Genomic DNA, 12,323 nt, shown 5'->3' on the forward strand with positions numbered 1-12,323 from the left:
TCAACCCCCTATCAAATGACGCATAACAAATACCGTCAAAAATCCTGCGCCCATGAAAGTCAATGTTGCTACCAATGAACGAGGGGATAATCTTGATAAACCGCAGATTCCATGACCACTAGTACAACCAGATCCATACTGGGCACCAAAACCCACAAGTAATCCAGCCACCAATACTGCATACCAATCTGTATCGATTTGCACAATTGGACGAATATCGAAAAATAAGGCGGCCCAAAGTGGCGCAGACAGCAACCCAAGCACCAAACTTAAGCGCCACACAACATCATTTGGCTTGGGGTGAAGCAGGCCCGAGACAATTCCACTGATACCTAGAATCCTGCCATGAAGCAGAACATATAGGGCTGCAGCAATGCCCAATATCACTCCACCCAATAAGGATGGAATGGGTGTAAAGGAGAGCCAATTAATTTGCATGTAAATGCCTATGAGGAATTATGCGCAGGGATTAGGCGCTAATCGCAATTGAAGATAACGAACACCGAGATAGCCACCAAAAATAAAGCCGGGTAATGCTAATAAAGAACTCAAAGCCAAGGTTGATATACCACTCAAACCCTGACCTACCGTGCAACCCAAAGCTGTGATGCCACCAAATCCCATTAGTGCCGCACCCACCAAATGATTGGCGGTATCTTCTGCATTTCTGAAGGTTTCCCAACGAAAGGTCTTGCTTGAAATGGCAACTACAGCAGAGCCCAAAATCATGCCTATAACAGCTACTATGCCAACGGTCAGCACTTTCGAAGTATCGCTGTACATCATCAGCCAATCCAACGAATAGGCATATGGCGCTACAAAAGATAAACTTTCCATGCGACCAGAATTTGTTACTAAAAATACTTCTTCTAATGTATTGGGATCCTCAGCAACATGGCCCAAGGCACCAGAAACCCACCATACAGCGGTAATTGCTAAACCAACTGAAATGCCAGCAAAGAGATTTTCAAAGTTTCGGAATGCTTTATCAGCCAATGCAAACACAATAAATGCACATCCAATAAAAAGTCCAAGGGCTAAATGCAAATTCGCCCTCTCAACCCCCAAGGGACCAGCAAGTAGACTTGGCAAGTCTTGCGGGGTTGCAAAGCTGACAAATACGAGATCCACAGTATTTGTACGAATGACCCCCAAAAATCCACGCAATGTCATGTAAGCCGTTAAGCCCAAAACCATAAAGACCATTACTGACTTTAGGTTGCCCCCACCAATACGTATTAAGGTTTTGCTGCCACATCCAGAAGCCAACACCATTCCAAAACCGAACAAAATGCTTCCTAAAAGAGTCGAAAGCCACAGAAACTTATTACCCGTATAAATTGTTTTAAGCGAATCAATCAATCCAAGGTGCGCCAAAAAAGTGAATCCAAGAATCGCAGTACCGATCGCTAAGAACCATTGTCTAAAACGATTCCAGTTGGAAATGATAAAAACATCTGATACAGCGCCCATGCTGCAAAATCCTGTTTTTTGCATCACCATACCTAAAGCAAACGTAATTGCAAACGTTGCCCAAAGGACCGTTTTGCTTAAAAGAGGTATATCTACTGCTTCCATAGAAAACTTATTAAAAAATTATTGTTTAAATTTATAGAACTGCTTATTTAAATAAGCAGCAACATCTACCTCGTCTTCAGGAAATAAATCAAGACGTAACTCAGTATTACAGCGCTCCACCATCGTTTTTAATTTCGCAAGTGAGTTCACCTTGCTATCGGATCGGGTATAAATCATGTCCCCATTTCCAAAGCCAGTTTTCTTGGCATGGCAAGCGTAGCACTTGTTCTGGTCAATTTGCCTGCCATTCTCAATATTGATGTTCGCCATAGCGCTAGCGCTCAAACCAATCATGGCGCAAGCAAAAACCTGACGAGAAAATACGATAAATTTCATTACAAATTGGCATTACGCGGGCAAAAGGCTATTTTAGAGCCTTCTTGCCAATTTCGCCCTCAAGCCCTACTCGGCCTGAATTGATAAGTAGACGTTATAAGCATTCATTCGATTGGCGGCCCTAAATAATGGCATTCCTTCGTATTCAGACCAATCTGTCGACTGATAGACCCCCTCGAACGGATCTAAATTAAGAGCAGCGGCACTCATAGATTCTCGCAAATACTTCAAGTAACTTCGTGTAAATGCAATATCTTCAATTGGCTTGATAGAGTATGTGCCGTGACCTGGAATTACTATATCCGGATTCAGCCTCTCAATTTCATCCAAAGCCTGCAACCAACCTTTACTATCTGCATTTCCAACAAATGGGATACGTCCGCGGAAAACCAGATCTCCTGCAAAAAGTACTTTTTCTAAAGGCACGTAAACCATTAAGTCTTCAGGTGCATGTGCTGGACCTACCCTAGTAATGAAGAAATTCACCCCACCAACCTTGAGGACAAATGTTTTATCAATCCAAATATCCGCAGGAACCAGTCTCGTCTTCTCGTTAACCCATGGCGCAAAATCCACCCTCGAGGCAATTAATCGTTGCATAGCCGTCTCAGAAGAAAGATAGTTCCGACCTTCACCCTGAGCGTAAATGGTTGCGCCGATCTTTTTAAATTCTTGCAATCCATAAATATGATCTGCGTGGTAGTGACTCACAATAACAGCAACAATCTTCTGATTAGTCACCTTCTTAATTTCAGCGATTAATTTTTTTGCTAGCACTGGAGAACCAAGAGCATCTACAACAACGACTCCACCAAGCGTGACAACAAAACCCGCATTCGAAATAAAGTTTTGATTTGAACTGCTACCCATTTCTGGGCGACCCTGAACAAAATAGGTATGAGCCGCCACCTGAACGGGTTTGACAAGAACCTCATCAGCTAATAGTGTGTTTTGAGCAAAGACTAGCCCACAGAAAACAAAGGACCCAATCAGGATCCCAAGGCGAAGCTGGATAAGGCGAATACAAGTTACCATTTCAGAAATTAAGGCTTGATATAAGCAAAGCCATCTTTATATTGAAGATCGGCAACCCGTACCACGCCGGATGGCGTGAAATCAGCATCCAATATGAATTGGTCTTTATTGAGCTTGCGATTCTTCAGAGTAATTTCACAGACCTCAAATTTAACGCCACGTGATTTCAGCGCAGAAACCAATGGTGCATATTCGATATTGTTCTTTTTATCCTTAGCGCCTTCGATCAACATATCAACGCCATTCGCATGGGTGACCACAATAATGGTGGTGTTTGGAGCGGTATCCAAGTGATTACGAATATTGCGCAATCCTTTGATACCCTGTAACTCAGCATCGTCGATGTGGTAAACCACTTTTGAACCAGCTGAAGTCTGCGCAGAAGCAATCGCAATACAACCGACTGCTATTGCAAAACAAATCATTGATTGAAAGATTTTTTTAATCATATATACCTTAGTCAGCCGATTAAATTGACACCATGCCAGGATTATTAGCAACGCCTTTGATTACAGGCTCATTGAGCTTAACAGCCTTGACCGTCTTCACCTCTTTCAAGTGGCGCTCGATCACGTCCCAAATTGCTTCGCCGCCTGCATTTTTGGCGTCTTCACTAACCGGCGCCCAACCCGCAACTTTATAAGTTTTTCCAGCTTCAATTGACTTGCCGTTAAGGCGCATTTCCGATATGCGATTACCGGCAGTCTGTGCTGGATCAATTGTGTATTGCATGCCCCCAACGCGAACCATGTCACCGCCCTGCTGATAATACGGGTCTGGGTTAAATAAGTTATCCGCCACGTCTTCCAGGATGGTTTTAATCGTCTCACCAGTCATGTTGGTTACGGTGGTGTATGGATAGGTAATTGCCGTTTGATCCATGAGGTTCTCACGCGTAATCGCCTGACCAGGTAACAAGCTGGTTCCCCAGCGGAAACCAGGAGAGAACGCAATCTCCGCATTTTTCTGTGACATTAATCCATCCAAGATTAATTGATCAAAGCTGCCGTTGAAGTTGCCGCGACGATACAGAAGCCCATCGGTGGTGGCCAATTTTTCTCCCAACTTAGCCTCAAATGGCGCCCTTACCTTCGCAATCAATTTCGACATCGTTGGATCAGCCGGAATCATATTTGAGAAGATTGGTAAAAGCTTGTATCGGAAATCAACTGGCTTACCGCCCTTAACATCAAAATCGAGCACACCCAAAAATTTTCCATTTGAGCCAGCATTGGTAACGAGCGTCATGCCACCGCGATTCTTGACCTGCACTGGAACAGGTACTCCATCATGCGTATGGCCACCCAAAATGGCATGTAATCCACTAACACGTGACGCCATTTTTAAGTCCACATCCATACCATTGTGCGAGAGTAGTACCACTACTTTCGCGCCTTTTGATTTCACCTCATCAATCGTCTTTTGAAGATTTTCCTCTTGAATACCAAAGGTCCAATCTGGCGTGAAATATCTTGGGTTTGCGATTGGCGTATATGGAAATGCTTGACCGATGATGGCAACTTGAACGCCATTCATATTCTTCATGACATATGGGTTGAATACCATATCGCCAAAATCGGATGTTTTAATATTTTGCGCAATGAATGACACTTTTCCTTTGAAATCGCCATTCACAATTTCCATCACACGCTTCTCACCTAGCGTCATTTCCCAGTGAGGCGTCATCACATCCACGCCTAACGCAAGCGCTGCATCCACCATATCTTGGCCATTAGTCCATAGTGCTGTACCTGATCCCTGCCAGGTATCACCGCCATCTAATAGTTGCGCGCCAGGACGTCCTGCTTTTAATTGCTTGATGAGCGTTGCCATATGCGCAAAGCCGCCCATCTTTCCGTAGTTTTGAGCTGCCGCAACAAAGTCCAAATAGGTAAAGGCATGGGCATCACGTGTACCTGGAGCGATACCATTTGCCTTTAGAAAATACTCTCCAACCAAATGCGGTGTTTTGCCTTCTTGCGCACCAATGCCTAGATTGACATTGGGCTCACGAAAATAGATTGGTAATAATTGCGCATGGCAATCAGTAAAGTGCAGCAGATGAACATTGCCAAACTTTGGCAGGTCGTAAAATTTTTGAGCCGCAACTTGTGCGCCAGCAAAATTAGACTGCAAACTCATTCCGCCCGCTGAAGCAAAAGCTAGCGCTTGCAAGAAATCGCGACGACTTAAAGACATATATTTCCCCTGATAAAAAACAGGCCTTACGGCCTGCTTTTGTTTTATTGATTTACTGGTGAGGCGGGATCCAGTAATAGAGCCATTAAGTCCTGAATCTGCTGTTCATTCAGCAACTTAAAGTGTGCAAAGCGTGGCATATTGCTACAAGCGTTATACGCCTTGGAATTATTGATACGGTTCCAGGTGTAGACCACCAACTCCTGCGAGTTTCCACGCAACTTGCCGTAATTCCAAAGAGATGGCCCGATCGTGCCATAAGAAATTTCCTTCTTATCGATTTGATGGCAGTTATAGCAACCACCACCAATCGGGGTATCCGCTTTATCTGTCCAAGTGGCACCACGACCACTTTGTGCAATCGCCTCACCCTTCTTCCAATCCCCCATGTATTTGCCATCTGAGGGCTGCTTGATGCTATCCATATTAATCTTCTGGATCTTTTCGCGCATCGCTTGACCTTTATCGCTATTCGCAAAGACAGGGTCAGAGCAGAACTTTTGGGTTTCATCTTGATCGATGCGATCTAGGCCGGCAATACCTTCTGCCCGGAAACCATCCTTCATCATTTTGTTAAATTTCGGATCATTCGCTTGCTGGGCAAGAACAGAACCTTGAAAACCAATTACTGAAATAGCAATCGCGCTAAGGGCTAAGAGGGATTTAATGTTTTTCATATGCATATTCTCTGTCTCTTATCCATTAACGCTTTAAACCTGGGGTTTCAACCGTACCGCCATTGGCATTCTTTGCCATATACATTGACAAGGCTACAGTCAGATCAGATCCGTAAATAGGGAACGGGAAGCGCTGTTGGCGATAGCAATCATTTAAACGTTGTTGCATTGTCCAAAACTGGCCGCTAGATACACGATATGCAGGCCAATAACCCCAACCCAAGGCTGCGCCTTTTTGCGTGGTCAAATTCGGCAGGTCCTGCAAGCGAATACGCTTTCCATCTTCGCCATGGCAAGATGCACAGGAGAAATCCATGGGGCCACCCTGGAAATAAAATGCGCGCTTACCAAGCTCATACATTTCTTTTTCTTTTGGATGATTGGTGCTGACTTTAATTTTGTCGCCCTTGGATGCAGTAACTACATAAGCAACAATCGCTTCCATGTCCTTCTTGGGACCCTTTTGAAATGGTGCATCCACCATCTCTTGAGGGTTACGACCTTGCAGTCTTTGCATGCAAGTCATCAAACGAGATTCCAGATCCTGAACCTTGTTGGTATCCTTAAAGTAACGCGGCAATTGTGCAGCGGCACCCTTTACAACACCCGGGCCTAAACCTAAATCACATTTCTCTAGGGTTGCGTTTTTTGGTCCAGCAGGCTTTTTCCATAAATCCTCGCCTGCAGCCTCATACAGCTCTGAAGGGTTTCCATCCGCAATCATTTCACGATATTTTGCAATCTCATCTGTTGCCGTTTGGGCGAACACAATCGATGAAATCGACAAACTTGCCACCAATATTCCCGAGGACAAGCCTAAGGTGAATTTACGCTGCATTTGATTCCCTTTCAAAGCCATAATGAATAAGAGCACTTAAGAAGCAGTTGCCTCATCGGTACGCTTGTCACCTTTGTTATCAACCCAGCTGACAACAATCTTGTCGCCTTTAGCGCCTTTGTATTTAAAGTTCAAGAATGGATCCTTTGAAACAGCTGGACCAAACTGACCATTCAATACATCTTTGCCATTGGCTTTGACGTTGATCGTCGTGATGTGCCACGCTGGAATAACCTTGCCAGAAGCGTCTTTACGCTGACCAGATTCCATGTCGTGCTTCATCAAAATTTTTACATCCACAATACCGCCACTTTCGGCTGCTCTAACGCGCATTGGATCAGACATATATTCCTCTTGTATTCGTAATTAGTAGTTATTGATCTTGACTGCTCGGCATTAGCCGCCGCAACCACCCAATGTGACTTTTACTTCTTTAACAGCCATACTCCATTTGCCATCTGCTTTGACTAAAGCGTAAACATTTGAGGTTTGACCCATCTTGATACGTGTTGTTACAAATGGCTCGGTTCCGGAAGGGATAAAGAACTGTGCAGCTAATGCACTAGGATTCTTTTCTACGAGGATGGCCATTTGCTCAGCCTTCAGGGTCGTGGTGATACCCACTGGAACGACAGCACCATTTTCTGCAATATCAGGAGCATTTAAAGTGACTGCGCTTGATTTATCGGGACTGCCGGCACCCAATATCTTGAATACATCATCTAGGCCTTTGCCTTCAAAAGCGGCTTTATTCCACTCTTGTGCTTGCGCCACACTAATAAGACCTGCTGAGGCCATTAATCCAAAGACGGCTGAATACTTCAATACACTGCGTCGCTGTTGATTCATAAATACTCCTTTATTAATTCTTTTGCCCTGAATATATTATCTACTTTTGAAAAATACATGCTGGTTATTACTTAAACAGCGTTTATTTCCCCCCCGAAAGCACCCAAGTGACCAGCGCCTTGCGATCTTCATCTGACAATTGCGCTTGTGGCGGCATTGGAATTGATCCCCAAACACCTGAACCGCCATTTTTTACCTTATCCATCAATTTATCTAAAGCGCCACCCTGCCCTTGATACTTCGCCGCAATATCATTAATAGATGGGCCTACTAGCTTGGCATTTTGAGCATGACAGGCTGCACAGTTCTCACTCTTAAATAAGGCGGCCGGCCCCTTTGAGCTTGCAACATGAGTATCAGATGCATGAGCTAAACCCTCGCCAGCGGCTCCTGGCAGCTTAGCTAAAGGTGGCTTAGTGGAATCTGCTCCACGGAAAGGTCCATATTGTCGGTTTTGTTCGGCGATATTGCCATGAGCATTGCGTGCATAGTCTGGTAACTCAGAACCGATTTGAACAAACTGCACGCAATTCGTCATACAAGCTGTAGCGTGAACATCTGGACTGCCTTTCGCACTCCATAAACCATGCTTTAGTGTCATACCGTTGCGATTAGGCATCCGTTTTTGTACTTCAGCAATATTGCTATTGCTTAATACATAATCATCCGGCACCACTTCTGCCATGCTCAACAAATAAGCCACTAATGCGTAAGTATCATCAGGCGTTAAAGATCGAGGTGCATTCCATGGCATTGCACGATAGATGTAATCCCATAAAGAAGATACTGTCGCCACCTTCATAATGGTTGTTCTTTGAGGTTGCTTGCGGTCTGACAGTGAAGCTACCCGACCTGTTTTGATGTCGTCAACTGTAGTACCACCTATGATGGGGGTAAAGATCTCATTGGATTCGCCAAACGTTCCATGGCAAACAGAGCACTTGGACTCCCACAGTTGCTGCCCCTTATCTACTGAGCCGGACCCTTTAGGAAGACCCTTGAAATCAGGGCGAACATCGATATCCCATGCTGCAACCTCTGCCGGCGTTGCGTCTCTGCCGATGCCAGGAAAACGAGAACCTGAATTTTGCGCAAATGCAATGTCGGCTACCAAATAGCTCGATAACAAAAGGAGACTGAGATTTACAAATTTAGCCAACTTGAACATTGCTGACCTCCCCGTTTGAGCCAACCTTCCACGACTGAATCGCGTTATTGTGATAAATCGACCTAGTGCCACGAACATCCCTGAGCATTTTGATAGTTGGCTGAACGTATCCAGTATCGTCAATCGCACGTGATTGCAAAATCGCCGGTGCGCCATCCCATACCCAATCTATATTGAAACGTGTTAATGCTTTGCTTAACACCGGAGTTTCCAGACGTGCGGTCTTCCAGTTATTGCCGCCATCAAAAGAAACATCAACGCGTTTGATTTTTCCTCTTCCTGACCATGCTAAACCGCTCACGTTATAAAAACCCTTATCCAACAATTGCTGCCCACCAGAAGGCGTCGTAATTACAGATTTGCATTCTTGAATCGAGGTGTACTGACGCGCCATTCCGTCTGGCATCAAATCGTTATAGTGCACAGCCTCATCTTTAGTCGCATAAGGCATATCACCCACCTCTAGGCGCCGTAACCACTTCACCCAACTGACGCCCTGCACTCCTGGAACTACCAGCCTTAATGGAAAGCCATTTTCAGGACGCAACATTTCTCCGTTCATACCCCAAGCAACAATCGCCTCATTCAACACATCTGGCAAATTAATGGTTCGCGTCATGCCAGAACCATCACCACCTTCGGCTAATAAATACTTGCCCTTCTTCAGGTCTGCGCCACACTCCTCTAGCAAGACTGACAAAGGAACGCCGGTAAATTCGCAACAGGAAAGCATGCCATGGGTATATTGAACCGTTGGCACCGCAACGTTCCCCCACTCCAAGCCCGTATTAGCGCCACACTCAATAAAGTGAATGCGTGACACTGAAGGTAAACGCATCAAGTCATTCATGGCGAATACTCGATTGTGTTTAACTAGGCCATTGACCATCAAACGATGCTTCTCTGGATCAATGTTGTACCAACCTTGATGTTGGCGCTCAAAATGCAAGCCATTGGGCGTAATGATTCCGAACAAGCCCTGCAATGGGGTAAAGGCCACTGAAGCGGCAGATACTCTCGTTAATCCAGGCGACTCACGACGAATGAGATTGGCCTCATAAATAGATGGCATTCCATACGGCATAGTCGCCACATTCTTGCCCAATGTGGTTTGCCATTCTTGCTTCTCCAAAATTACTGGGTCGCCTTCAGCAGCAAATGTATTAGCAGCAGAGCTAACACCTATTGCCCCACCAAGTGCAGCCATAAAGCCATTGCGTAAAAATCCCCGGCGGGCATCATCCATGCCGCTCTGATTCAAATCAGCAATCAACTCTTGGGAAATGAAGTTCTCAGGCGCCTGCTTTATTTGTCCTCTGCGTTTTTGATCAGCCATTAAATGAATACCTTCAAAAAATAAATACGTCCCGATGACAGCTTAGATGTTTCTATAGTCTAAACAGCGTTAACTGGAATCTTTAAATACGAAACTCCATTAGCCTCTTTCGGAGGAAATTCTCCTGCACGAATATTGACCTGAATTGCTGGCAATATCAGCACTGGCATTTCTAAAGTTGCATCACGTTTCGTGCGCATCTCTATAAACTGCTCTTCTGAAATTCCGTCATGCATATGAATGTTTGACTTCTTCTCTTCAGCCACCGTAGTCTCAAAGTGTATGGGTCTATTGTTTGGTGGATAGTCGTGACACATAAATAATCGCGTCTCAGGCGGATTACTTAAAATCTTTTTCATCGATTGATACAAGACGCTGGCATTGCCGCCAGGGAAGTCACAACGCGCTGTCCCTACATCGGGCATAAACATGGTATCGCCAACAAAAATCGCATCCCCAATCTGATAGGCCATACAAGCAGGCGTATGTCCAGGAACAAAAATAGCCTTCAAGCTCAGGCCGCCAAAATCAATCTTCTCTCCATCCTTGAGTAGCCGATCAAATTGGGAACCATCTGTTGGGAATGTGTTCTCTAAATTAAAGATGCCTTTAAAGACACCCTGAACCACGGAAATATGATCGCCGATAGCAATCCGTCCACCAAGCTTTGATTTCAAGTAAGGGGCTGCAGTGACATGATCAGCATGCGCATGAGTCTCTAATATCCACTCAACCTTCAACGCATTTTCATTTACGAACTGAATAACTTCATCAGCCATCTTAGTGTTGGTACGACCTGATTTAGGATCGTAACCAAGAACGCTATCAATAATGATACAAGGTGCGTTAGGCTTCTCATAAACAACATAAGTAACCGTCCAGGTATCGATATCAAAAAAGCCTTTTACAACTGGATTCATCTCTCGCTCTTCTAGGTAATATTTCTAAGTGAAATTATTGAATAAAGCTGGTAAAAAGACACTAATAACTAACCCTTATATATATATTACAAATAGTAATAAAGAATCTTTAGCTATATAACCATTGAATTAGGAAACCAAGCAAATGAATACGAAACAACGCAATAACGAATATGACGTCCTTATTGCTGGTGGTGGCGCAGCAGGCATTGGACTTGCGGCAAGCCTAAAAAGTAGAGATAAATCCCTCAAAATTGGCATTATCGAGCCCTCTGAGGATCACTACTACCAACCATCTTGGACCCTTGTTGGTGGCGGGGCTTTCAATGTCAAAAGCAGTAAGCGTAAAACGAAAGACATCATTCCAACTGGCGTTACTTGGATCAAAGACAAAATAACGGGCTTTAATCCCGATGCCAATGAAGTACGAATTGCCCATGGTGATCCAATTCATTACCAATATCTAGCAATTGCTACTGGACTGAAAATTAAATGGGAAGCGATACCAGGTTTAGTAGACACCATTGGAAAGAATGGTGTCACATCCAACTACAGCTACGACTACTCCCCTTACACGTGGGAGTTAGTAAAGCAAATGAAATCCGGAAAAGCAATCTTCACCCAACCACCTATGCCAATTAAGTGTCCAGGCGCTCCACAAAAGGCAATGTACCTCTCTTGTTATGAGTGGGAAAAACAAGGAAAACTCAAAAATATTGACGTGGAATTAAATAATGCAGGCGCTGCATTGTTTGGCGTGGCAGATTTTGTGCCGCCACTCATGGAATATGTAAAAAAATATCAGACAACCTTGAACTTCAATTGCAATCTGATTTCTGTAGATGGCCCCAATAAGAAAGCGATCTTTGCAGTTAAAGATGCGGATGGAAATGTCTCACAAGTCGAAAAATCTTTTGACATGCTGCATGTTGTACCGCCACAAGGCCCCCAAGATTGCTTGATTGGTAGCCCTGTTGCTAATGCCGATGGCTGGGTAGATGTAGATCAATTCACCCTACAGCACACCCGCCATCCAAATATATTTAGCTTAGGTGATTGCTGCTCCTCACCGAATTCAAAAACAGCCGCTGCCGCCAGAAAACAAGTGGTGGTAGTCGCTGAGAATTTATTGGCACATAAACATCATCAACCAATGCCACTCAAGTACGACGGATATGGCTCATGTCCATTAACAGTCGAAAGAGGAAAGATTGTTCTTGCGGAATTTGGATACGGTGGAAAGTTATTGCCAACCTTCCCATGGTTAATTAATCCACTTAAAGCAACCAAGCTAGCTTGGATATTGAAAAAAGATGTACTACCCTGGCTTTATTGGAATGCAATGCTGAAAGGCAGAGAATGGCTTGCACGACCATTTGAAAATTAA

Annotated in this window: 14 protein-coding genes; 1 reads left to right on the forward strand and 13 read right to left on the reverse strand. The window is 44.4% G+C overall.

Going from position 1 to position 12,323, the window contains the following annotated elements:
- From IC571_RS05975 to IC571_RS06035, 13 genes are all read right to left on the reverse strand, one after another.
- Positions 1-438, reverse strand: coding sequence for a YeeE/YedE family protein (locus IC571_RS05975; RefSeq protein WP_215315430.1), 438 nt, complete (start codon positions 436-438; stop codon positions 1-3).
- A gap of 18 nt (positions 439-456) precedes the next feature.
- Positions 457-1,578, reverse strand: a complete 1,122-nt coding sequence (locus IC571_RS05980) for a YeeE/YedE family protein (protein WP_215315431.1) — start codon at positions 1,576-1,578, stop codon at positions 457-459.
- An 18-nt stretch (positions 1,579-1,596) separates the two neighbouring features.
- A complete protein-coding gene (locus tag IC571_RS05985; RefSeq protein WP_215315432.1) occupies positions 1,597-1,914 on the reverse strand; it encodes a hypothetical protein in 318 nt (105 codons plus the stop codon).
- A 66-nt stretch (positions 1,915-1,980) separates the two neighbouring features.
- A complete protein-coding gene (locus tag IC571_RS05990) occupies positions 1,981-2,949 on the reverse strand; it encodes an MBL fold metallo-hydrolase (RefSeq protein ID WP_215315433.1) in 969 nt (322 codons plus the stop codon).
- An 8-nt stretch (positions 2,950-2,957) separates the two neighbouring features.
- Positions 2,958-3,398 carry a DsrE family protein gene (locus tag IC571_RS05995; protein WP_251373249.1) on the reverse strand — a complete coding sequence of 147 codons (441 nt, stop codon included), beginning with the start codon at positions 3,396-3,398 and terminating at the stop codon, positions 2,958-2,960.
- Between the two features lie 19 nt (positions 3,399-3,417).
- On the reverse strand, positions 3,418-5,148 hold the full coding sequence (gene soxB, locus IC571_RS06000; RefSeq protein ID WP_215315434.1) for a thiosulfohydrolase SoxB: 1,731 nt from the start codon (positions 5,146-5,148) through the stop codon (positions 3,418-3,420).
- Between the two features lie 44 nt (positions 5,149-5,192).
- Entirely contained in the window at positions 5,193-5,831 is a 639-nt protein-coding gene (gene soxX / locus IC571_RS06005) for a sulfur oxidation c-type cytochrome SoxX (protein ID WP_215315435.1), read from the reverse strand.
- A 19-nt stretch (positions 5,832-5,850) separates the two neighbouring features.
- Positions 5,851-6,663 (reverse strand): sulfur oxidation c-type cytochrome SoxA, encoded by an 813-nt coding sequence (gene soxA, locus IC571_RS06010; protein WP_215315436.1) that lies wholly within the window; start codon positions 6,661-6,663, stop codon positions 5,851-5,853.
- A 36-nt stretch (positions 6,664-6,699) separates the two neighbouring features.
- The gene (gene soxZ, locus IC571_RS06015; RefSeq protein ID WP_173955860.1) at positions 6,700-7,008 is read right to left on the reverse strand and encodes a thiosulfate oxidation carrier complex protein SoxZ; all 309 of its coding nucleotides are present in this window, start codon (positions 7,006-7,008) and stop codon (positions 6,700-6,702) included.
- A 51-nt stretch (positions 7,009-7,059) separates the two neighbouring features.
- Positions 7,060-7,512, reverse strand: a complete 453-nt coding sequence (gene soxY, locus IC571_RS06020) for a thiosulfate oxidation carrier protein SoxY (RefSeq protein WP_215315437.1) — start codon at positions 7,510-7,512, stop codon at positions 7,060-7,062.
- A gap of 82 nt (positions 7,513-7,594) precedes the next feature.
- Positions 7,595-8,680: a c-type cytochrome gene (locus tag IC571_RS06025; protein WP_215315438.1), complete on the reverse strand. Its 1,086-nt coding sequence runs from the start codon at positions 8,678-8,680 to the stop codon at positions 7,595-7,597.
- Complete coding sequence (soxC, locus tag IC571_RS06030) at positions 8,664-10,016, reverse strand: sulfite dehydrogenase (RefSeq protein ID WP_215315439.1); 1,353 nt, start codon at positions 10,014-10,016, stop codon at positions 8,664-8,666. The genes IC571_RS06025 and soxC overlap by 17 nt, the downstream gene beginning before the upstream one ends.
- 59 nt (positions 10,017-10,075) lie before the next feature.
- A complete protein-coding gene (locus tag IC571_RS06035) occupies positions 10,076-10,936 on the reverse strand; it encodes an MBL fold metallo-hydrolase (RefSeq protein WP_215315440.1) in 861 nt (286 codons plus the stop codon).
- A 145-nt stretch (positions 10,937-11,081) separates the two neighbouring features.
- On the opposite strand from IC571_RS06035, the gene IC571_RS06040 reads away from it, so the two are divergent.
- Positions 11,082-12,323 (forward strand): FAD/NAD(P)-binding oxidoreductase, encoded by a 1,242-nt coding sequence (locus IC571_RS06040; protein ID WP_215315441.1) that lies wholly within the window; start codon positions 11,082-11,084, stop codon positions 12,321-12,323.

Source organism: Polynucleobacter sp. MWH-UH2A, assembly GCF_018687195.1.
GTDB lineage: Bacteria > Pseudomonadota > Gammaproteobacteria > Burkholderiales > Burkholderiaceae > Polynucleobacter.